Here is a 20,384-nt window from a genome sequence, read left to right as displayed (position 1 = left end):
GAACCCGCATCGCCCGGCGTCGTCAGGACAAGGAGACACAACCATGAAGCTCGTAGACCGTTTGGCGGTGGAGGGCGCGGGCACCGCCTGGCTCGTGTTCGTCGGCTGCGCGAGCGCCGCACTCAGCGCGGGCGTTCCCGCGCAGGGCTGGAATGTCTTCGAAACCGCGGCCGCATTCGGCCTCGCGCTTGCGGTCGTCGCTTACGCGTCGGCGCGGGTGTCGAGCGCGCACTTCAATCCTGCCGTCACGATCGGCTACGCGGTGTCGGGGCGCTTTCCGGTGCGCGATGTCGGGCCGTATATCGCCGCGCAAACCGTCGGCGCGCTCGCGGGCACGGCCTTGCTCGCGCTGGTCGCGAGCGGGCGTCCGGGCTTTTCCTTCGCGGTGTCCGATTTCGCCAGCAACGGCTACGACGAGCATTCGCCCAGCGAGTACGCGTTCGGCGCGGTGGCCGTCGTCGAGTGCGTGATGACCTTCGCGTTCGTTCTCGTCCATCTCGTGATGTCGCGCTCGCCGCAGCGCCGCAAGGGCGCGCCGGCGGCGCTCGGCGCGTGCTTCGCGGCGATCTATCTGATTGCGATTCCCGTGAGCAACGGCGGCATGAATCCGGCGCGATCGACCGGCCCGGCCTTGTTCGTCGGCGACTGGGCGCTCGATCAGCTCTGGCTGTTCTGGGCCGCGCCGATGCTGGGCGGCATCGCGGCGGGCATCGTGCACCGGCTGGCGCTGCATCTGCGCGCCCGCGCGCGCGCGCCGGTCGAGGCGCCGCGCGACGCCCACCGCGCCGACTGAGCGAGGCGCTGCGCTTGCCGATCTTCACGCTCTCGTCCACCCGCACCGCGCACGGTTGTGCGCGCGGGCGTGGCGCGCGCGTCGCGGCCATCGGCAAAACGATCACGCTCGCGCTCATCCTCTGCCTGGCCGTCTTGCTGACTGCGCTGCTGACTTCGTGGGTCACGCCCGCGCGCGCGCAGCCCGCCGCGACCACGACCGACGCCGTCATCGCGAGCGACGCGGCCACCTTGCCCTCGCGGCTCGTCGTGGGCGTGCTGGCGGGCGGCTGGCCGCCGCTCGAAGTGCTCGATGCGAACGCGCTGAGCGGCTTCAGCGCCGACTATCTGCGCCTGCTCGTGGGGCCGTCGGTGCAGCTCGTGCCGCGTATCTATCCCGATATGAGCGCCTTGCTCGCGGGCGCATGCGCGGGCGAGATCGACGTGGTCATGAGTCTCGCGCGCGTGCCGCAGCGCGAGCGCTGCCTCGCGTTCACGGTGCCGTATCTGGGCGGCGGCAGCGCCTTCGTCACGCGCTCGGGCAACGAGGCGGTTGCCACCACGGCGGCGCGGCTCGCGCACGCGCGCATCGCCGTCGAGAAGGGCTTCGTGTTCGATGCGCTGCTGCGCGAGCGCTTCCCGCGCGCCACCGTCCTGGCTTTCGCGAATACCGACGCCGCGCTGCACGCTGTCGTGCACGGTACGGCGGACGTCTACGCGGGTTTCGCGCCGGTCGTGCGCTATCAGCTTTCGTTCGACGACTACGCGGGCCTGCGCGTCGCGTTCGAGGAGCGCATCAAGGTGCGCGAGCTGCGCTTCGGCGTGCCGGTGTCGAAGGCCGCGCTGCGCGACCGGCTCAACGTGCTGGCGAGCGGCGTGCGCCCCGCGGCGGCGGCGGCCGTGCAGGCGCGCTGGCTCGACAGCCGCGCGGTGGCTGCCGACGGCGGGCCGCCGCTCAACGTGCAGCGCGTGCCGCCGTTCGCGCTCGACGCAAGCGAGCGCGCGTGGCTGCGCGCGCTGCCGCCGCTCAAGGTGGGCCTCGACCCGGACTGGCTGCCGTTCAGTTCCGTGAGTGCGCGCGGCAGCCCCACGGGCATGGCGAACGACTATCTCGATTATCTGAGCCGCACGCTCGGCGTGACGTTCGAACGCGTGCCGGTCACCCACTGGCTCGGTGTCGACGCACCGTTCCGGCGCGGTGATTTCGCACTGCTCGCCGCCGCGATCGACGAGGGCGTGCTGACCGAGGGCACGCGCTACACGCAGGCCTACGAGCGCTATCCGCTCGTGATCGTGGGCCGCCGCGACGAGCCGATGTCGCGCGGCCTCAAGGAGTACGCGCGACGCCGCGTGGTGCTCGCGCCGCACTCGCCGCCGCCGTCGCTGCTGTTCGGCAACGCGATGCCGGTGCAGATCGTGCGAGCGCCCACGCTCGACGCCGGGCTCGCGCTGGTCGAGCACAATCAGGCGGATGTGCTGATCGGCAATGCGGCGGCGCTCGATGGTCCGCTCAGCGCGCGTTATCTCGAAACGCTCAAGGTGCTCGGCGCGACCGGCATCGACGGATCCACGGCCTTTGCAGTGCGTGGCGACCTCGCGCCGCTCGCCACGCTGATCGACCGCGCGCTCGACGCCATGTCGCCGCTCGAACAGCAGCAGATCCGCAATCGCTGGACCGCCGCGGCCGCCGGGCGCGGCGGCGGCTGGAGCGTGAACGCGCTGCGTCTGCTGCCGCTCGTGATCGTGTTCGGCGTGGTGCTGCTGGTCACGCTGCGCGCCCATGCATTGCTGCAGCGCGAGATGCGCCGCCGCCGCCGCGCCGAGCAGGTGCTCGCCAAGCAGGTCGAGCTGCAGGACACGATGATGGAGATGATTCCGTATCCGCTCGGCGCGCGCGATCTCGACAATCGTTATCTCGCTGTCAACCGTGCCTACGAGGAAGTGACCGGGCTGAGGCGCGGCGAGGTGCTCGGCCGCACTGGCGCGGCGGTGGCGGCGTGGGGGCTGGAGAACAGCCAGTGCGTCGACGAGCTGTATCGCAAGACGCTGGAGACGGGGGAGAGCCAGCGCGTCGAACTGGGCTTCGAGGGCGCGGGCGGCACGGCGAACGCGCAGAACGCGACGAGCGCGACGGGCGCAAGCGTCGCGGTGGAACGCGAAAAACGTCACGGCATTTTCTGGACGCGTCTGTGCCGCGATGTGCATGGCGCGCCGTTCTGCGTGCTCGGCACGATGATCGACATCACCGACATCCGCCGCGCCGAACTGCGCGCGCGCGAGTCCGAGCGCCTGCTGTCGGACGTCACCGGCTCGCTGCCCGTGATCGTGTTCCAGCTGCGCCGCCACGCCGACGGACGCTACGCGTTTCCTTATCTCGCGGGCGACACGGAAGGTCCGCTCGGCGACTCCGCCGCCGAACTCATGCGCGCGAACGCGCTCGATCTGTCGCGCGTCGATCCACGCGACCGCGCGCGGCTGGCCGCGAAGCTCGAACGCTCGGCGCTGCGGCTCGCGCCTGTGAATACCGAGTTCCGCTTTCAGGGCGCGACCGGGCTGCTCTGGGTGCGCGCGGAGTTCGTGCCGCGCCGCGTCGAGAACGGCGCGGTGGTCTGGAGCGGCTATGCGGTGGACGCGAGCGTGGAGCACGCGCGCGCCGACGAACTGGCCCGCGCGCGCGACCTCGCCGAGGCGGCGTCGCGCGCCAAGGACGATTTCCTCGCGATGATGAGCCACGAGATCCGCACGCCCATGAACGGCGTGCTCGGCCTCATGGAAGTGCTCGAACGTACGCCGCTCAATCCCGATCAGCATCAGATGGTCGGCATGGTGCACGAATCGGCGGGCGCGCTGCTGCAAATCCTCGACGATCTGCTCGACTATTCGAAGATCCAGGCGGGGCGGCTGGTGATCGACTAGGAGCCGTTCGACGTGCGCGAGCTGGTCGACAACGCCGTCGGGCTGCTCGCCGGTCGCGCGCACGAGAAGGGGCTCAGGATGCGCGTGGACGTCGAGCCCGGCGTGGCGGCGCAGTTGCGCGGCGACAGCGGGCGGCTGCGGCAGATTCTCTTCAACCTGCTCAGCAACGCGATCAAGTTCACGCCGCACGGCGAGGTGAGCGTGGGCGTGGCGGCGTGCAACCTTGCGCCTGCCGCCGATGCGCCCGCGCGCCAGCGCGTGACGCTGTCGGTGACCGACACCGGCATCGGTATCGCGCCGAAGGCCCAGGCGCAACTCTTCGAGCCTTTCGTGCAGGCCGAAACGTCCACGACGCGGCGCTTCGGCGGCACGGGCCTCGGCCTCACGATCTGCCGCAAGCTCGCGGCGCTGATGGACGGCACGCTCGAATTGCAGAGCGAGCTGGGCCGCGGCACGCGCCTCGCGCTGCATATCGATCTGCCGGTCGAAACGCTCGCGGTGCAGGCCAACGGTCTACGTGGCAAGCGCGCGGCGGTGGTCTGCGACGACACCGGCGTGGCGGAGGCGTTGATGCACTTCGGCGCGTCGCTCGGCATGGAGATGACGCGCCTCGAAGCCGGCGACCGGCCGCGGCGGGCGCTGCGCGCGATGGTGAAGCAGGGCGGCGTGGATCTGGTGTTCGCGTCGGAGGCGCTCGCGGGCGAGTTCGACGGGCAGGGCGCGCCGCTCTTGCGGCTGACCGAAAATCCCAAGCCGAGCGGCTATCGCGTGGCGGAGAACGGCGTGCGCGTGAGTATCAATCCGCTTTCCTGGCGCGGCTTGAGCGCGGCATGCGCGATGGCGCTGTCGGGGCTGCCGAACATCGCGGTGCGGCCCGCCGCCGCCGCCGAGGGCGTGCTCGCCGCGCCCGATCGCGAGAAGGAGCGGGCGGCGGGCCGCCTGATCCTCGTGGCCGAAGATCATCCGGTCAACCAGGAATTGATCCGCCATCAGCTTGCCTTGCTCGGCTTCGCGTGCGACGTGGTCGACGACGGCGCGCAGGCGCTCGAGGCGCTTGAGCACGAGCGCTACGGCTGCCTCATCACCGACTGTCATATGCCGAACGTCTCGGGCTACGATCTCGCGCGCCGCGTGCGCGAGATCGAGGCCACGCGCGAGCGTGGCGCAACGGCCGACGCCAGCGACGCCGCGCGCCTGCCGATTCTCGGCATCACCGCGAACACCGCGCCCGAAAACGTGCGCCTGTGCTACGAGGCGGGCATGGACGACTGCCTGATCAAGCCGACGCGCGTCGCGACGCTGCGCGAGCACCTCGCACGCTGGTTCGGCGCGGAGGGCGTGCATCGCGCGGCGCCGGAGAACACGGCGACGTGTGCGAAAAAGGCGGCGCAGCCAGCGCCGCATGCATCGTCGGAAGACGCGGATTGCACGGGCTGCACGGACGCTGCCGCCATCCACTGCAAGACGGCACCCGGCCAGCCGGGCTCAACGGCGTCCGCGACATCGGCAACACGCGCGCTCGAACCGCTCGATCTCGCGCACATGATTCAGGTGTGGGGCAGCGAGGCCACCGTGAAGACGCTGCTCGGTTCGTTCGTGAGCGCCGTGCGCGAGGATCTGGATGCGCTGCCGCCGCTGCTCGTTGACGTGGATATCGCGCGTCTGCGCGACTGGCATCACCGGCTCGCGGGCGCGGTCGGCGTGCTGCAATATCCGGCGCTGCTCGCGGTCCTCGAAACCTATCGCCGTCACATGAACAGTCACACAGCGGAGCAGTTGCGCGAAGAGGGATTCGATTTGATCCGCGCCTGTCATGCGATGCTCGACGGCATCGAGCAACAGGCGGCGTTGTTGGCGTGAGTGAGATTGAGCGAGCTTGATCGGGCTTAATCGGGCTTAATCGAGCTTGAGCGCCCTTATCTGTAAGTGCTTGCTGTCAGTGAAATGACGTGAAACTGACAGGACTGCCAGATTAAAAACGCAGTTCAACGCACGCGCCGACGCAGCAAAAAAAAACGCGGCCGAAGCCGCGTTCAAGCTTGGAGACCCTTCGATGAAGAGTCACTTCTCGCACTCCGAAGCTTAGTCTGCGAGCCGACAAAAATCGAGATAAAAACGGTCAATTAACTATTACATGAATTGTCGATAATCGTCTGACGCGGCGACTCGTGCCGCCGGAACCACTCGACGGTGAAATCCACGAACGAGCGTGTTTTTGCGGGCACGTGACGGCGGCCCGGATAGACGAGCGAGAGCTCCTTGTCGGCGTCGCGGATCTCGTAGCCGTCGAGCACGCGCACGAGCGCGCCTTGCGCGAGATCGGCGGCGACCTGGCTGGCGGGCAGGAACGTGATGCCCATGCCCGCGAGCGCCGCCTGGCGCAGCATCGCCGCATTGTTGACCGCGTACGCGGGTTCGATCAGCACGGCCTCGCGCGCGCCGCCCGACGCCGCGAAGTGCCACTCGTTGCCGTGGATATCAGCCGATGGCGCGAGCAGCGTGTGGCGCGCGAGATCGGCGGGACGCACGGGCGCGCGATGGCCGTCGAGATAGGCCGGCGACGCCACCGCAACGGGCGCGATGGTGACGAGCGGCCGGCGGATCAGCGTGCCGCCGCTGACCTGACGCGGCGCGACGATGCCGGCGTCGAAACCTTCCTCGATCAGATCGACGGGCCGGTGCAGCAGCGTGAGCGCGAGCCGCACTTGCGGAAACGCGGCGAGATACTGCTTGAGCAGCGGCGTGAGGCCATGCAGCGAAAACGACGCGTGCGCGACCACGCGCAAGGTGCCCGACGGCACCGACACGCCGTGCGCGATCTGCGTCTCGACCCGCTCGAGATCTTCGAGCAGATGACGGCACGCCTGCGAATAGGCGCTGCCTGCTTCGGTCAGCGACACGCTGCGCGTGTTGCGGTTGATGAGACGTGTATCGAGATGGGCTTCGAGCAGCGCCACGTAGCGCGTGACGACCGCGTTCGAGAGATTGAGGCTCGCGGCCGCGCGGCCGAACGAGCCGTGTTCGGCAACGCTGACGAATACGCGCATTGCCTGCAATTGATTCATGTTCTTCGGTCGCATCGACGTGGGCGCCGCGTCGGCGCGTAGTGAGCGCGGAGCGGCGCCTGGGAGAGGGGGTGAATTTAAATGAATGCGCGGTAAAAGCTTTAAAACACGTTTTACATTCGATGAATAAAAATCGTGGAATAAAGCGAAATCGAGCGCGGGACTTTACGCCGCCGTTGCCGGATAGTACCGATCGAGTTGCCCCCTTGAAAATGAGACTGATCCGAATCTTCGAGCGTCGCCGTCGATATCGTGTTGTCTCCCGACAACGCTATATCGGGATAGCCGGATGCTTGATGCGCACGCCTGAAAAATAGAGATAAAGCGAGCGCATTGATACTCAAGCGCTTGCAGGGTTAACCAGGGGAATCATTCGACATTTTCAAAAATGCTTTTGCTCGATGACGGGATGGCTGCCGTAAAACTGACGCCCATAAACTTCGGGTTGCATATCAATGCGGCGCCCCACTCGCGGCGCGAGGGATCTGGCGAGGCCGGCACCTTGCCCGGCGGCGACATCCACTTTTGCCGAAAGGCTTTGCATCGAAGGAAGCATATGAAAAAGAATCTGGTTATCGCAGCGGCAGTCGCTGCGACGTTCGCATCGGCGTCGTACGCGCAGAGCAGCGTCACGCTCTACGGTATCGTCGATGCAGGGTTCACGTACACGACGAACATCGGCAACGAACGTGATTTCGCGCTGACGAGCGGCAACGTCCAGGCAAGCCGTTGGGGCCTGCGTGGCGTTGAAGATCTCGGCGGCGGCCTGAAGACGGTCTTCAACCTCGAAAGCGGTTTCGACGTGATGAACGGCACCAACGCCGTCGGCGGCAAGATGTTCAATCGCCAGGCATTTGTCGGCCTGACGCACGCCCAGTTCGGCACGGTCACGCTCGGCCGTCAGTTCGACTCGGTGATCGACTACGTCGGCCCGCTGATGGCGGTCGGCACGTGGGGCGGCACCTACATGGCGCACGTCATGGACAACGACAACGGCAACGGCTCGTTCTCGATCAACAACTCGATCAAGTACCGCAGCGCGAATTACTCGGGCTTCGAGTTCGGCGGCATGTACGGCTTCTCGAATCAGGCCGGCGGCTTCGCGAACAACCGCACGTACAGCGCGGGTGCGAGCTACCAGAACGCCGGTCTGCGCGTGGGCGCGGCTTACCTGCAGGCGCAGGGCATGGACCGCAACGGCAACGGCTCGGTCGACAGCTCGCCGCTGACCGTGTTCGACATGAATCACCGTCAGCGCACGTGGGGCGCCGGTGCCAGCTACACGTTCGGCCCGGTCGTCGCGGGCGCCGTATTTACGCAAACGCGCCTGAATGGCGCTGTCGGCGGGTCGGTGCGCTTCAACAACGCGGAAGGCAACGTGCGCTACAACCTGACGCCGGCGCTCGGCATCGGCGCGATGTACACGTACACCAACGTGAACGGCGATGGCGTTGACAACGGCACCGGCAGCAAGTCGGCGCACTGGCATCAGTTCGGCCTGCAAGCCGACTACGCACTCTCGAAGCGCACCGACGTGTACCTCGAAGGCGTTGGTCTGTGGGGCTCGGGCCAGAACGCCGTGGGCCTGACGCAAGTCGGCGCTTCGTCGGACGGCGGTGTTTCGTCGTCGAAGAACCAAGGTGTCATCACGACGGGTATCCGTCACCGCTTCTAAAAAGGGCGAACCGCGCGATCCGGTTCCCGGCCGGATCGCGCGGCTTGTTGCAAACAAGTTGGGTAGGTAGTCGAGTCGTACTTGGGTTGAAGAGCGTCGTCCGCGGCGCTCTTTTTTTTCGCCTGTCACTTTCAGTGCGCTTTCCACGGACTTTCCGCTTTGCGCGTTGCGGCATGGGCATCCGACGCCGTTGTCGGATTTGCACTAGCATGTGGCTACACGTGCGCAGCCGTTGTCGAACGATCTGGTGCGCCGCGTCAAAACAAACGGAGAACTCCCATGAAAGCGCTTCGTCCGCTGCAGTTTGCTCTCGCACTGTGTGTCCTCGCCTCCAGCGCCGCCTTTGCCGATACCGTCGCGCTCAAGGCCAATCTCGAACCTTCCAGCGAAGTGCCGCCGCGCGTGAGCAAGGGGCATGGCGTGCTCAACGCGACATTCGATACGTCCACGAAATCGCTGAACTGGACCATTACCTACGAAGGGCTGTCGACGCCGGTGACGGCCGCGCATTTCCACGGCCCGGCGCCGGTTGGGCAGAACGCCAACGTGCAGGTGCCGATTGCGAAGGGTGAACTCGCGAGCCCGATCAAGGGTTCGGCGACGCTCAACGACAAGCAGGTCACCGAGCTGATGGCCGGCCAGTGGTACTTCAACGTTCACACGCAGCAGAATCCGTCCGGCGAGATCCGCGGCCAGGTGCTGCCGGCGAACTGAGCGACGCCACCGATGGCGTCGCGCGATTCGATGCGCGATCTGATGTGCGATTTGATGTGCGATTTGATGTGCGACAGCGTCCGCATGATTCAACCAGGCCACCCCACAAGGAGCCGATGACCCCATCGACAAGCCGCACGCGCGGCGCACGGAATCCCGCCTGATGAGCCTGCAAAGCAAGCTGATCTGCTGGGCGCTGCGCTGCCGCTTCTTGCCCGAGACGCGCAAGCCCGTCGACGTGGCGCGCACCCGCGCGCTCACCGAGAAGCGCGTGTGGCTGCCGCCGGTGCCGAAGGGCTGGCAGCTTTACGCGCAGCCCAGTCAACGTGAAGAGGGCGAACAGCGCGCAACCGACGCCCCGACCGTGCGCGGCGAATGGCTCGTGCGTGAGGGCGGGGCGCCGCGCACGATTCTCTATCTGCATGGTGGCGGCTACTACTTCTGCTCGCCGAGGACGCATCGCGCGATCACGTTTGGCCTCGCCACCCGCGCGGACGCCGATGTGTTCTCGCTCGATTACCGCCTCGCGCCCGAACATCCGTTTCCCGCTGCGCTCGACGATGCGCTGGCCGCCTATCGGCGCTTGCTCGACGAGGGCGCGCCGGCTGCGTCGCTCGTGATCGCGGGCGATTCGGCGGGCGGCGGGCTCGCGCTCGCGACGCTGATCGCCTTGCGCGATGCCGGCGATCCGCTGCCGGCCGGCGCGCTGCTCTATTCGCCGTGGACCGATCTCGCCTGCACGGGCGCGTCGATCCGCGAGAACGACGGCCGCGATCCGATGTTCTGCGGCGACGTGTTCGCGCGCATCGCGCCGATGTATCTGGGCGCGGCGAGTACGACGAACACGGCAAACGAGACAAGCGCGACGCATCCCTACGTCTCGCCCCTTTACGCCGATTTCCACGGCTTGCCGCCGCTCTTTCTGCTGGCGGGCAGCACCGAAACCCTGCTCGACGACACTTTGCGCGTGGCCGGGCGCGCCCGCGCGGCGGGCGTGAGCGTCGAGTGCGAGATCGGGCGCGATCTGCCGCATATCTGGCCGATCTATGCGCCGTTCATGCCGGAGGCGCGGCGCGCGCTCGACGCATCGGCGCGTTTCGTGCAGCGCGTGAGTGCCGCCGATGCCACCGCGCGGGCACGCAAGGCCGCCTCGCTGCCGACGCAAACCGTCGCGTGACGCGGCGCGCGCACGCCGCGTTCAACTTACGTCGTCAAACGCGCGCGCTCATTCCAGCGTGAGGTCGATCGCGTCATAGGCCGCGTGGATGGCGGCTTCGCCGTATTTGCGCTCCAGCCGCCGCACGGTGAAGTGCCCGTGCGCGACGTTCTGGAAGTGATCGATGAAGACCGTGTTGACCATCGCGCCGAGCACCGCGCCGATGGCCGGAATCGATTTCGCGGCCACCTGTTCGCTGACCTGCACGGAAAAGCGCGCGGCCACCGTCTGCATGAGCTTGAGGAGCGCCGTCGAGCCGTGCGTGGCGAAGCCCTTCGTCGCCATTTCCGACGACGCTTTCGAGACCGCCTGTGCGAGCGCGCCGCGCACGATGAAGTAGCCGAAGTCGGCTTCGTCGTCGGCGGCGGAGCGTCCGCCCATGCCGAACACGGTGAGGCACTGGAGCTGCGCGTCGGCGCCTGCGAGATCCTCGCCTTCGCTGCGCGCGATATCGCAGATCGAGCGGAACATCAGCGTGGTCGTCACGGGCAACTCGACGGGCAGCGCGAACAGGCCGAACGCGCCGCCCGCCGCGCCCGTGGTGGCGACGGCGAATTTGTGCAGCAGGTTGCTGGGCTTCGACGCGGATGGTTTCTCGGCGACGGCCGGTCCTTTCGATCCATTCGTTCCGCTTTTCAAGCCGACGTTCGCCAGCAAGCCTTCACCCTGCTTGCCGAGCGTTTTGAGCGCGATCTGCAGACACTTGCGGAGCGCGGCCTGGGTGGCGTCGTTGACCTTGTCGTTGGCCATCGCGGGCAGTTTCGCGATCAGCTTTTCGACCGGCGCGCCGACGATGGCGGCCAGCTTCATGCCCAGCGGCGGCGTTTCGAGTTCGTGCTTCGCGCGCTTGAGGGCGGCGAGATCGGCGTCGCTCAGAGCGGAAAAATCAGCGGATAAATCGACATTCGTCCCCATAAATCTCCCGAGGAAAACGAGCCGGAAACGACCCGAAAACGGCGCGGCGGCGGGTGGCCAGCGCGTACTCGTGTGCAAAAGCGGCGTGCAAAAACCGTGCGCCGCGTCGAATCCAGTCGCAGGCAAAACCAGGGCAAACGCCGGTTCGATGCCCAGTGTAGAGGATCGTCCCCATGCTATGATGCGAAATCTTTGACGCGTCAAACGTTGCGGGATCAAAAAATGGCCGTTCATACCGCCGCCCACCATTCCAGCGGGCAGGTACTGCCGTTCCGCGAGTCGCTGCTCGCCATGCTCGGCGTCTCGTTCGTGACCATGCTGGTCGCGCTCGACCAGACCGTGGTCGGCACCGCGTTGCCCACCATCGTCGCCGACCTGCGCGGTTTCGAGCTCTACGCGTGGGTCGCCACGTCCTACCTGCTCACCTCGGTCGTCACCGTCCCCATTTTCGGGCGGCTAGGCGATTACTACGGGCGCAAACCCTTCGTGATCGCGTCGATCGTCGTCTTCACGGCGGCCTCGGTGCTCTGCGGCGCGGCCAACAGCATGTTGTTCCTCGTGATCGCGCGCGGTCTGCAAGGCATCGGCGGCGGCATGCTCGTGGGCACCGCGTTCGCCTGCATCCCCGATCTCTTTCCCGATTCGGTCGTGCGCCTGCGCTGGCAGGTGCTGATGAGTTCGGCGTTCGGCATCGCCAACGCGGTCGGGCCGTCGCTCGGCGGCTTTCTCACGCAGTACTACGGCTGGCGCTCGGTGTTCTACGTGAACCTGCCGGTCGGCCTGCTTTCGCTGTACTTCGTCTGGCGCTTCCTGCCGCATCTGCGCCAGGTCGCACACACCGGACGCATGCGGCTCGACTGGCCCGGCGCACTGCTGATCGCCGTGACGCTCGGCTGTCTGCAACTGTTCGTCGAACGTCTGCCCGAACATGGCGTGACGTTCGGCGCGCTCGGCCTGCTCGCGCTCGCCGTGGCGTCGGCGTGGGCGCTGTGGCAATGGGAGCGGCGCTGCCCGCAGGCGATCCTGCCCGTCGACATGTTCCGCAACGCGAGTCTCAACGCGCTCTTCACGCTCGCCGTGCTCGGCGGCTTCACGATGTTTTCGCTGCTGTTCTACGCGCCGCTGCTGTTTCAGGGCGGTTTCGGCATGTCGCCGAACGAGGCGGGCGTGGTCATCACGCCGCTGGTGGTGTTCATCACGATCGGCAGCATCGCGAACGGGCGCATCGTGTCGCGCATCCGCAATCCGAACCTGATGCTCTACATCGGTTTCGCGATGCTCGCGATCGCCTGCTTCGCGGTCGCAGTCGCGACGCGCTCGATGCCGCGCGGGCTGCTAATGACGTTCATGATCGTCGGCGGCCTCGGGCTCGGTTTCGTGATGCCGAATCTCACGGTGTTCGCGCAGCAGACGGCAGGCCGTGAGCATCTGGGCATCGCCACGGCGCTGCTGCAGTCGCTGCGCATGATCGGCGGGATGATCGGCACGGCGCTGACCGGCACGATGGTCACGCAGCTCTACGCGAGCGGCGTGCAGAAGTCGCTCGCGGCCGACAATGCGACGCACTGGCTGCCCCAGCTCGCCGATCCGCAGATTCTCGTCAATCGCGACGCGCAGACCGCGCTGATTGGCGAACTCGCCAAGGCCGGGCACAATGGCGCGCCGCTGCTTGAAGCCGCGCGCGAGGCGCTGGTGGGCGCGATCCATCTGGGTATCGCGCTGGCGGCGCTGATCGCGCTCGTGTCGCTGTGGCAGACGCGGCGCGTGCCGCTCATCAAGCTTCAGCGCAAGGTCGAGCCCGTGATACACGCGGATTGACGGCGGGTTTTCGCCGCGCACTTCCGACACCGCAAACACCGTCAATACCGCTTTTACCGCCAGGCAGGATTTTTCAGCATGGAAACTCAGGACCGCATCGCCATCGTCCAGCAGTTCGGACGCACCTATCGCGCTTTCATGTCGGCGTTCGAGGCGCAGGTGGGGCATCCGCTGCCGCGCTGGCGCATCCTGCTCGCGCTGCACGACCAGAATGGCGAGTCGTCGCAGAAGCGGCTCGTCGAGCGCCTGCGCGTGGACCCGGGCGCGCTCACGCGCCAGTTGAAGCCGCTCGAAGCGCTCGGCTGGATCGCGCGTAGCGCCGATGAGCGCGATAACCGCATCACCAACGTGAAGCTCACGGCCGCCGGGCGCGAGGTGATCGAAGCGGGTTTGCCGCGCCGCAATGCGTTCCTGAACCAGACGATGTCGCTGCCCGACGACGCGCTCACGGCGCTCTCGGGCGCGTTGCGGATGATGGAGGAGCGTATCGGCGTGGTGGCGCAGGCGGCTGCGCAGGAAGGGGCGTGAATATCGCGTAGCGGCGTGGCGTGGCATGGCGCGGCGTGGCGTGGCGTAAGGCACGCGCAAAAAATTCAGGCGGCGGCGCACCCAGTGCGACCGCCGCCTTTTTCATCGAGACGCGGAAAAAATCAGAAGAACGTTTCGATCACTTCGGTCACGCGATACTGGCCGTCGACCATCAGCAACTGATGCCACTTGTCGAACGTGAGGCAGGGGTGCGAGATGTCGAAGCCGATCATGTCGCCGACCTGAATATCGGCGCCCGCCGGGATCTGCAGATACGCGTGCTGATCCATCATCTGGAACACTGCCCAGCCTTCGCTCGCGGCGATCTCGCGCGGCGCGCCCGTTACCTGGCCGTCGCGTGACGGACGATAGTGGCGCGTGGCTTCGGGGAAGCCTGCGTCGAAGGCCGCGTCGCGCTTGCCGAAGCCGATGATCGCGCGGCCCGGCTCGGGAATCGACTGCACATAGGCCCAGAGTTGCAGCGCGGGCAGCAGCGCCACGCCCATTTCGCGCGCGACCGGATTGCGCGTGAGGATCTGCGACTGCGCCTGCTTGTAGACGCCCACGTCGTGCGTGAGATAGCAGCCGGGGCGCAGCACCACGTCGATCTTGCCCGCCTGGCTGGCCTTCGCGAACTCTTCGGCGACCACGTCGTACCAGGCCGAACCCGCGCCCGAGAGCAGCGCGGGCGAGCGCGCGAAGCGGCCCGCGGCGGTCAGTTCCTCGGTCACGTTGAGCGCGTCGCGCAGGAAGGTGCGCACTTCGCTTTCTTCCTTGAGGATGCCTTCGTAGATCTCCACGCCCGCGAGCTGCAGCGAGTCGGGATAACGCGCGATGGCGTCGAGCACGGCGCGGCGCGTGTCGGCGTCGCGCACGCCGGTGCGCCCGCGCGGCACGCCGAGTTCGAGCAGCAGGTTCAGCGTGCGGTGCGAGGCGCGGAAGAACTCGCCGAGTTGTTCGACGCCCGCCACCGAATCGACGAGACAGAAGAACTCGAATTCGGGGTCGCTGAGCAGTTCGGCGATGATCGCCATGTTGCGGCGGCCCACGAGCTGGTTCGCCATCAGCACGCGGTTGACGCCGCCGCGATAGGCGGCGCGCGTCTGATGCGCGGTCGCGAGCGTGATGCCCCACGCGCCCGTTTCGAGCTGGCGGCGGAACAGCTGCGGCGCCATCGTGGTCTTGCCGTGCGGCGCGAGCTTCACGCCGTAGCGCGTGACGAAATCCTGCATCCACTTCAGATTGTGTTCGACGCGGTCCGCATAGAGAACGGCCGCGGGCAGGCTCACGTCTTCGGCCAGCAGATTCCATTCGAGACGCGCCGCGTCGTGCAGCGGCACGCTCGGGCCGGGCACGTTGCCGAGGCCCTTGCTGCTCGGGTCGATCGTCGCACTCTGATAGTTTGTAACTTTCATCTCGGTTCGCTCCATATTCTCCATTACGCCTGATATTACGGTACAGACAGGTTCGGCGTTGACTCGGTGATAGTACACAAAGTACCATCGCTTCGTGAATTGTTATTTACTAACACGAATTTTGTTACGGCTTACGTCTTGCCTTCCATGAACTCCGCCGCTGAACCGGGCCGTTTCGACATCGTCGCCCGCATCGCGCAATGCGTGCCGGATCTGCGTCCGGCCGAGCGCGATGTCGCCGCCCTGATTCTCGACGATCTCGCCGGCGCCGCGCGCGCGAGCATCGGCGAACTGGCCCGGCGCGCGGGCGTGAGCGTCGCCACGGTCACGCGCTTCGCCAAGGCCGTCGGCTGCCACGACGTGCGCGAACTCAAGCTGCGTCTCGCTCAAGCGGCCGCCGTCGGCGAACGCTTCCTGCGCGGCGCGGCCGGGCAGGGCGAAGCGGCCGAAGCCCAAGGCGGCAGAGGTGGCAAAGGCGGCAAGCGCGGCAACGCCGCGAAGCGCGCCGGACGCCACGCCGCCGATGCCCCCGACGCCGCCGAACCGCTCGCTACCCGGGTTTACGGCGAGATCCACGCCGCGCTCGAGCAGAATCACGAATTACTGCGCCAGGCGCCGTTCGCCGAGGCCGCCGCCGCGCTCGCGCAGGCCCGCATGATCTATGTGTTCGGCATGGGCGGCGGCTCCAGCGCGCTCGCCGACGAGATGCGCTTTCGCCTCGTACGCCTTGGACGCCCCGTCGCTTCATACCAGGATAGCCTGTTGCAACGGATGGTGGCGAGCACGCTCGCGCCCGACTGCGTGGTCGTCGCGCTGTCGCTGACTGGACGCGTGCCCGAACTGCTCGACGCGTGCCGCATCGCCCGCGACTACGGCGCGAAGCTGATCGCCGTGACCGCGCCCGCGTCGCCGCTGGCCGCGCTCGCCGACTGGCTCGTGCCGATCGTCGCGAGCGAGACCGACTTTATCTACAAGCCGTCGTCGTCGCGTTACGCGATGCTGATGGCGCTCGACGTGCTCGTGACCGAACTCGCGCTCGCGCAGCCCGAGGCCAGCCGCGAATTGCTGCGCCGCATGAAGCACACGCTCGACGCGCATCGCGGCACCGCCGGGCGCGGCGGCGAGCGCCAGCCACTGGGAGACTGACATGCATTCGCACCCCGAAGCCGCCGATACGCTGATCGTCGGCGCCATGCTTTACGACGGCACGGGCGCGCCGCCCGTCGAACGCGACGTGGCGCTGCGCGACGGACGCATCGTCGCCATCGGCAATCTGTCGAACTGGCTCGCCGAGGACGTGATCGAGGCGAACGGGCGCGCGCTCGCGCCGGGCTTTATCGATGTGCACACGCACGACGACACGCACGTGATCCGCTCGCCGCAGATGCTGCCCAAGATCAGCCAGGGCGTGACGACGGTGGTGGTCGGCAATTGCGGGATCAGCGCCGCGCCGGTCACGCTCAAGGGCGATCCGCCCGACCCGATGAACCTGCTCGGCGCGCGCGACGCGTTCGCTTATCCGACTTTCGCCGCGTATGTCGAGGCCGTGAACGCCGCGAAGCCCGCCGTGAACGTCGGCGCGCTGATCGGCCATACGGCGCTGCGCAACAATCATCTCGACGATCTCAAGCGCGCGGCCACCCGTGACGAAGTCGCGGCCATGCGCGCGCAACTCGAAGAGGCGCTCGCGAACGGCGCGCTCGGTTTGTCGACGGGACTCGCTTATGGCTCCGCCTACGAGGCCTCGACCGAGGAAGTCGCGACGCTCGCCGAGCCGCTCGCCGCCGCGGGCGCGCTCTACACCACGCATATGCGCACGGAATTCGACGCGATTCTCGACGCGATGGACGAGGCGTATCACATCGGCAAGCACGCGCGCGTGCCCGTGGTGATCTCGCATCTGAAGTGCGCGGGGCCGTCGAACTGGGGGCGCAGCACCGAAGTGCTCGCGTCGCTCGACGGCGCGCGCAAGTATCAGCCGGTGGGCTGCGACTGCTATCCGTACAGCCGCAGTTCGTCGACGCTCGACCTCAAGCAGGTGACGGGCGATATCGACATCACGATCACCTGGTCGACGCCGCATCCCGAGCAGGCGGGCAAGCTGATCAAGGACATCGCCGCCGAGTGGGGCGTCTCGCAGCAGGAGGCGGGCAAGCGGCTGCAACCTGCGGGCGCGGTCTATCACAACATGTCCGAGGACGACGTGCGCCGCATCCTCTCGCATCCGGCGACGATGGTGGGCTCGGACGGCTTGCCGAACGATCCGCTGCCGCATCCGCGTTTGTGGGGCGCGTTTCCGCGCGTGCTCGGCCATTACGCGCGCGACGAGCAATTGCTGCCGCTCGAAGAGGCGGTGCGCAAGATGACGGGTTTGTCGGCGCGGCGCTATGGGCTTGCGCAGCGCGGCGAGGTACATGTGGGCTGGCACGCCGACCTCGTGCTGTTCGACCCGGCGAAGGTGCGCGACGCCGCGACGTTCGACCAGCCGCAGCAGGTGGCCGAGGGCATCGACGCGGTGTGGGTGAACGGCGTGCTGTCGTATCGCGACGGCCAGCCGACCGGCGAGCGCGCCGGGCATTTCGTGGCGCGCGGTCCGCGCGAGGCGAACGCGAACGCTGGCGCGACTGCCCACGCGGACTTTTAAGCGGATTCAATTTCGACACGCGGCGCAGCGCAGGACGGCGCGCGCCGCACGATCTCAAAGGAGCAAACGATGAAACGATATGGAGTGGAAGGCGGCAAGGGCCAGGGCGGTCAACATCTGCCGTTCGCGCGCGCCGTGGAAGCCGACGGCTGGCTTTACGTCTCGGGCCAGACGCCGATGGAAAACGGCGAGGTGATCAACGGCGGCATCGTCGAGCAGTCGCACAAGACGATCCAGAACGTGTTCGCCATCCTCAAGGAAGCGGGTTATGGCCCGGAACACGTGGTGCGCTGCGGTGTATGGCTCGACGACGCGCGCGACTTCCAGTCGTTCAACAAGGTGTTCCGCGAGTACTTCGGCGATCATCCGCCCGCGCGCGCCTGCGTGCAGTCGAGCATGGTGATCGATTGCAAGGTGGAAGTGGATTGCGTGGCGTATAAGGCGCCGGCGGGGAAATAAGGCCGGAGTCTGGTTGATGCCAGGCGAAGGCGAAAAACGGCTGTCCGTTAGCGGGCGGCCGTTTTTTTATTGTCGTGGCCATCGCGCGGCGTGCGCCGCGAGATGCGCAGTTCGACTTTCATGCCCGCGGCCACGGCCATGTTGATGAGCGAATCGAGCGAGAACAGGTCGATCTTGCCGCGCACGAGATCGGACACGCGCGGCTGGGTCACGCCGAAGATCTTCGCGGCTTGCGCCTGGCTCAGTGCGTTCTCCTTGATGTATTCCTCGAGCGCGATCATGAGGTCGCAGCGCAGCGTCATGTTTTGGGCGGCTTCGGGCGTGGCTTCGAGCGCATCCCAGACGCTGTCGAACGTTTCGGTTTTCATGCTTCGGGCTCCGGGTTTGAGGGCGGCGCGGTAACGCTGCCGGGCAAGCGAAAGATCGCTGAAGGACGTCTTTTCCGTTTTCTTCATGAAGCAGTGCAGCACGTGAACGGTGTTGCGGATGTTCGCCACGTAAAGCACGCGAAACGCGCCGCGCAGGTCGCGCAGGCGAATCTCGCGCGCGCCGGGCGCGACCGGATTCATGGGCTTCCAGTCGTGCGGATCGAGGCCGTGCTGCACGCGGCGCAGCTGGCGCCCGGCTTCGGTACGCACTTTTTCAGGGAAGCGCTTCAGGTCGGCTAGCGCGGCGCCGCAGAATTCGAGCGGTTTGACATCGGTAACTTTATACAAGATTTTATATCTCCTCCAGAGGACTGAGGCCCGATTCCAGTCCGATAACCATCGGGCCTGACACACCTCAAGTCTCTGGAGAGCCGGTCGATCGCGCCCCCGATTCCATCAAGCGCGCCGGCAACGTTGGCCGTCCGGCCAGGCGCGTATATCCCAATATTTGAACGCCCCCATCACATATTGGAGATCGCGGAAAAACCGCCCTACAATCCAACCCATCCGACAGGGCGCGCGCAGCAATGGCAACAAGTTCGCGCCCGACGCAGTCGGCACCACTCAAGACAAAGCCCGGCGGCGGCGCACAGCGTCAGTCCAGCCAGGCGAAAACCGGAGACGTTTGCCATGTTCCAGCCAGCGGAAAACGCGGCCACTCGCCGTGCGTCCACGCACCGGGCGCCGCCTCGCGCCCGCGCGCACCTCCCTTCACCGAAACATGGCTCGCGCGCCGTCGTCTGACGCCGCGCGCTCTCCCAACGTCCTTCCGATCGGCCTCGCCATGAACAAAGCGATGTCCCCGACGCTCGCCGAACGCCTCGCCGCCGCCTCAAACGGCCAGGCCGCGCCCGAAGCCGCCGTGCACGCCGCGCGTGCCATGCACGCCGCTCCGCGCGCGCCCGCGTCCGCAGCGTCCACCGCGACGCCCGCCGCAGCGGCCTCCGCGACGTCCTCCAAAGCCCGCCCCGGCGGCGACGAAATCCTCGGTCTGCCGGGCGCGCTGCTCGACGGCTCGACGCAAGCCGGCACGCAGACGCTGTTGCGCGGCCTCGCGATCCTCGAAGCGGCCGCCGCCGGCGTGCGCGATCTGCGTTCGTTCGGCGCGGTGCTCGGCACCACGCGCAGCACCACGCATCGCCTCGTGTCGAGCCTCGTGCAGGCGCGCTATCTGCGTCAGGTGCAGGGCGGCTATCTGCTCGGCCCGAAGCTGATCGAACTCGGCACCATCGCGCTCGAACAGATGCCGCTCACGGCGGTCGCGCGCACGCACCTCGAAGCGCTCGCCGACGCCACGCTCGACACGATCCACATGGGCGTGCGCGACGGCGACGACGTGCTCTACATCGACAAGATTCCCGGCCAGCGTGGCCTCGAAATGCGCTCGCGCGTCGGGCATCGGATGCCGCTCGCGTCGACGGGCATCGGCAAGGCGATGATGCTCGACCTGCCGCCGCAGTCGTGGCGCGATTTGTTCGAAGCGTCGCGCCGCACGCTCGCGGGCGTGAGCTTCCGCCCCGATCACAGCCTCGACCCGGACACCTTCATCAAGCGCATGGCCACCTACGCGGCGGGCGGCTACACGTTCGATCTGGAGGAGAACGAAGTGTCGATCCGCTGCGTGGCCGCGCCTGTGCGCGACGCGTCGGGCGCGATCGTCGCGGCGCTCTCGGTGGCGAGCACGATTCCCTATATGCCGCTCGAACGCATGGACGAGCTGATCCCGGTCGTGCAGCGCGAAGCGCGCGCGATCTCGCAGGAACTCGGCTGGCGCGCGCCGCAACCCGCTACGCGCAGGATCCGCCGATGACAGGCCGCAC

17 protein-coding genes and 1 pseudogene are annotated in these 20,384 nt (G+C 67.1%); 12 read left to right on the top strand and 6 right to left on the bottom strand.

Going from position 1 to position 20,384, the window contains the following annotated elements:
- Positions 1-43: 43 nt before the first annotated feature.
- The 3 genes from U4Y88_RS18105 to U4Y88_RS18095 are packed head-to-tail and all read left to right on the top strand — an operon-like array spanning position 44 to position 5,547.
- Complete coding sequence (locus tag U4Y88_RS18105; protein WP_321785534.1) at positions 44-793, top strand: aquaporin; 750 nt, start codon at positions 44-46, stop codon at positions 791-793.
- A gap of 14 nt (positions 794-807) precedes the next feature.
- The gene (locus U4Y88_RS18100) at positions 808-3,687 is read left to right on the top strand and encodes a histidine kinase dimerization/phospho-acceptor domain-containing protein (protein WP_321785530.1); all 2,880 of its coding nucleotides are present in this window, start codon (positions 808-810) and stop codon (positions 3,685-3,687) included.
- A 12-nt stretch (positions 3,688-3,699) separates the two neighbouring features.
- Positions 3,700-5,547 carry an ATP-binding protein gene (locus U4Y88_RS18095; protein ID WP_321785526.1) on the top strand — a complete coding sequence of 616 codons (1,848 nt, stop codon included), beginning with the start codon at positions 3,700-3,702 and terminating at the stop codon, positions 5,545-5,547.
- A 263-nt stretch (positions 5,548-5,810) separates the two neighbouring features.
- On the opposite strand, the gene U4Y88_RS18090 is transcribed toward U4Y88_RS18095, so the two are convergent.
- Both U4Y88_RS18090 and U4Y88_RS18085 read right to left on the bottom strand, forming a co-directional pair.
- Positions 5,811-6,752: a LysR family transcriptional regulator gene (locus U4Y88_RS18090; protein WP_321785524.1), complete on the bottom strand. Its 942-nt coding sequence runs from the start codon at positions 6,750-6,752 to the stop codon at positions 5,811-5,813.
- Between the two features lie 382 nt (positions 6,753-7,134).
- Entirely contained in the window at positions 7,135-7,296 is a 162-nt protein-coding gene (locus U4Y88_RS18085) for a hypothetical protein (protein ID WP_224010431.1), read from the bottom strand.
- A 12-nt stretch (positions 7,297-7,308) separates the two neighbouring features.
- On the opposite strand from U4Y88_RS18085, the gene U4Y88_RS18080 reads away from it, so the two are divergent.
- The 3 genes from U4Y88_RS18080 to U4Y88_RS18070 all read left to right on the top strand — a co-directional run bounded on the left by U4Y88_RS18080 (position 7,309) and on the right by U4Y88_RS18070 (position 10,318).
- Positions 7,309-8,427, top strand: a complete 1,119-nt coding sequence (locus tag U4Y88_RS18080) for a porin (protein WP_310634105.1) — start codon at positions 7,309-7,311, stop codon at positions 8,425-8,427.
- Between the two features lie 279 nt (positions 8,428-8,706).
- Positions 8,707-9,141 (top strand): CHRD domain-containing protein, encoded by a 435-nt coding sequence (locus U4Y88_RS18075; RefSeq protein WP_224010436.1) that lies wholly within the window; start codon positions 8,707-8,709, stop codon positions 9,139-9,141.
- A 163-nt stretch (positions 9,142-9,304) separates the two neighbouring features.
- Positions 9,305-10,318, top strand: a complete 1,014-nt coding sequence (locus tag U4Y88_RS18070; protein ID WP_321785522.1) for an alpha/beta hydrolase — start codon at positions 9,305-9,307, stop codon at positions 10,316-10,318.
- A 48-nt stretch (positions 10,319-10,366) separates the two neighbouring features.
- Here the strand turns inward: U4Y88_RS18070 and U4Y88_RS18065 are convergent, their stop codons facing one another.
- Positions 10,367-11,272: an EcsC family protein gene (locus U4Y88_RS18065; protein WP_321785520.1), complete on the bottom strand. Its 906-nt coding sequence runs from the start codon at positions 11,270-11,272 to the stop codon at positions 10,367-10,369.
- Between the two features lie 222 nt (positions 11,273-11,494).
- Between U4Y88_RS18065 and U4Y88_RS18060 the strand changes: the two genes are divergently transcribed.
- Together U4Y88_RS18060 and U4Y88_RS18055 are read left to right on the top strand one after the other, a co-directional pair.
- Positions 11,495-13,090 carry an MDR family MFS transporter gene (locus U4Y88_RS18060; protein ID WP_321785518.1) on the top strand — a complete coding sequence of 532 codons (1,596 nt, stop codon included), beginning with the start codon at positions 11,495-11,497 and terminating at the stop codon, positions 13,088-13,090.
- A 78-nt stretch (positions 13,091-13,168) separates the two neighbouring features.
- The gene (locus U4Y88_RS18055) at positions 13,169-13,618 is read left to right on the top strand and encodes a MarR family winged helix-turn-helix transcriptional regulator (RefSeq protein WP_224010446.1); all 450 of its coding nucleotides are present in this window, start codon (positions 13,169-13,171) and stop codon (positions 13,616-13,618) included.
- A 122-nt stretch (positions 13,619-13,740) separates the two neighbouring features.
- Here the strand turns inward: U4Y88_RS18055 and U4Y88_RS18050 are convergent, their stop codons facing one another.
- Positions 13,741-15,033: an amino acid deaminase gene (locus U4Y88_RS18050; protein WP_310634108.1), complete on the bottom strand. Its 1,293-nt coding sequence runs from the start codon at positions 15,031-15,033 to the stop codon at positions 13,741-13,743.
- A 147-nt stretch (positions 15,034-15,180) separates the two neighbouring features.
- On the opposite strand from U4Y88_RS18050, the gene U4Y88_RS18045 reads away from it, so the two are divergent.
- The 3 genes from U4Y88_RS18045 (at position 15,181) to U4Y88_RS18035 (ending at position 18,136) form a co-directional block, all read left to right on the top strand.
- Positions 15,181-16,179, top strand: coding sequence for a MurR/RpiR family transcriptional regulator (locus U4Y88_RS18045; protein ID WP_321785516.1), 999 nt, complete (start codon positions 15,181-15,183; stop codon positions 16,177-16,179).
- Position 16,180: 1 nt separating this feature from the next.
- On the top strand, positions 16,181-17,677 hold the full coding sequence (locus U4Y88_RS18040) for a D-aminoacylase (RefSeq protein ID WP_321785514.1): 1,497 nt from the start codon (positions 16,181-16,183) through the stop codon (positions 17,675-17,677).
- Positions 17,678-17,746: 69 nt separating this feature from the next.
- Positions 17,747-18,136, top strand: coding sequence for a RidA family protein (locus U4Y88_RS18035; RefSeq protein WP_065063098.1), 390 nt, complete (start codon positions 17,747-17,749; stop codon positions 18,134-18,136).
- Positions 18,137-18,183: 47 nt separating this feature from the next.
- On the opposite strand, the gene U4Y88_RS18030 is transcribed toward U4Y88_RS18035, so the two are convergent.
- Together U4Y88_RS18030 and U4Y88_RS18025 are read right to left on the bottom strand one after the other, a co-directional pair.
- Complete coding sequence (locus tag U4Y88_RS18030) at positions 18,184-18,504, bottom strand: helix-turn-helix domain-containing protein (RefSeq protein ID WP_224010453.1); 321 nt, start codon at positions 18,502-18,504, stop codon at positions 18,184-18,186.
- A gap of 42 nt (positions 18,505-18,546) precedes the next feature.
- Positions 18,547-18,918 (bottom strand): annotated as a pseudogene (locus tag U4Y88_RS18025) (type II toxin-antitoxin system RelE/ParE family toxin); the annotation flags it as partial.
- 430 nt (positions 18,919-19,348) lie between these two features.
- Here U4Y88_RS18025 and U4Y88_RS18020 point away from each other — a divergent pair.
- Positions 19,349-20,374 carry an IclR family transcriptional regulator gene (locus tag U4Y88_RS18020; protein ID WP_321785512.1) on the top strand — a complete coding sequence of 342 codons (1,026 nt, stop codon included), beginning with the start codon at positions 19,349-19,351 and terminating at the stop codon, positions 20,372-20,374.
- Positions 20,375-20,384 lie beyond the last annotated feature (10 nt).

This window comes from Paraburkholderia sp. J94 (genome assembly GCF_905220285.1).
Classification (GTDB): Bacteria; Pseudomonadota; Gammaproteobacteria; order Burkholderiales; family Burkholderiaceae; genus Paraburkholderia; species Paraburkholderia tropica_A.
Note: the sequence above shows the minus strand (reverse complement) of the source record. Positions and strands in the feature narration are given on the sequence as shown.

Coding starts and splice junctions, on each gene's coding strand:
- U4Y88_RS18105 (WP_321785534.1), top strand. CDS start 44: ATGAAGCTCGTAGACCGTTTGGCGGTGGAGGGCGCGGGCACCGCCTGG.
- U4Y88_RS18090 (WP_321785524.1), bottom strand. CDS start 6,752: ATGAATCAATTGCAGGCAATGCGCGTATTCGTCAGCGTTGCCGAACAC.
- U4Y88_RS18085 (WP_224010431.1), bottom strand. CDS start 7,296: ATGCAAAGCCTTTCGGCAAAAGTGGATGTCGCCGCCGGGCAAGGTGCC.
- U4Y88_RS18080 (WP_310634105.1), top strand. CDS start 7,309: ATGAAAAAGAATCTGGTTATCGCAGCGGCAGTCGCTGCGACGTTCGCA.
- U4Y88_RS18075 (WP_224010436.1), top strand. CDS start 8,707: ATGAAAGCGCTTCGTCCGCTGCAGTTTGCTCTCGCACTGTGTGTCCTC.
- U4Y88_RS18070 (WP_321785522.1), top strand. CDS start 9,305: ATGAGCCTGCAAAGCAAGCTGATCTGCTGGGCGCTGCGCTGCCGCTTC.
- U4Y88_RS18065 (WP_321785520.1), bottom strand. CDS start 11,272: ATGGGGACGAATGTCGATTTATCCGCTGATTTTTCCGCTCTGAGCGAC.
- U4Y88_RS18060 (WP_321785518.1), top strand. CDS start 11,495: ATGGCCGTTCATACCGCCGCCCACCATTCCAGCGGGCAGGTACTGCCG.
- U4Y88_RS18055 (WP_224010446.1), top strand. CDS start 13,169: ATGGAAACTCAGGACCGCATCGCCATCGTCCAGCAGTTCGGACGCACC.
- U4Y88_RS18050 (WP_310634108.1), bottom strand. CDS start 15,033: ATGAAAGTTACAAACTATCAGAGTGCGACGATCGACCCGAGCAGCAAG.
- U4Y88_RS18045 (WP_321785516.1), top strand. CDS start 15,181: ATGAACTCCGCCGCTGAACCGGGCCGTTTCGACATCGTCGCCCGCATC.
- U4Y88_RS18040 (WP_321785514.1), top strand. CDS start 16,181: ATGCATTCGCACCCCGAAGCCGCCGATACGCTGATCGTCGGCGCCATG.
- U4Y88_RS18035 (WP_065063098.1), top strand. CDS start 17,747: ATGAAACGATATGGAGTGGAAGGCGGCAAGGGCCAGGGCGGTCAACAT.
- U4Y88_RS18030 (WP_224010453.1), bottom strand. CDS start 18,504: ATGAAAACCGAAACGTTCGACAGCGTCTGGGATGCGCTCGAAGCCACG.
- U4Y88_RS18020 (WP_321785512.1), top strand. CDS start 19,349: ATGAACAAAGCGATGTCCCCGACGCTCGCCGAACGCCTCGCCGCCGCC.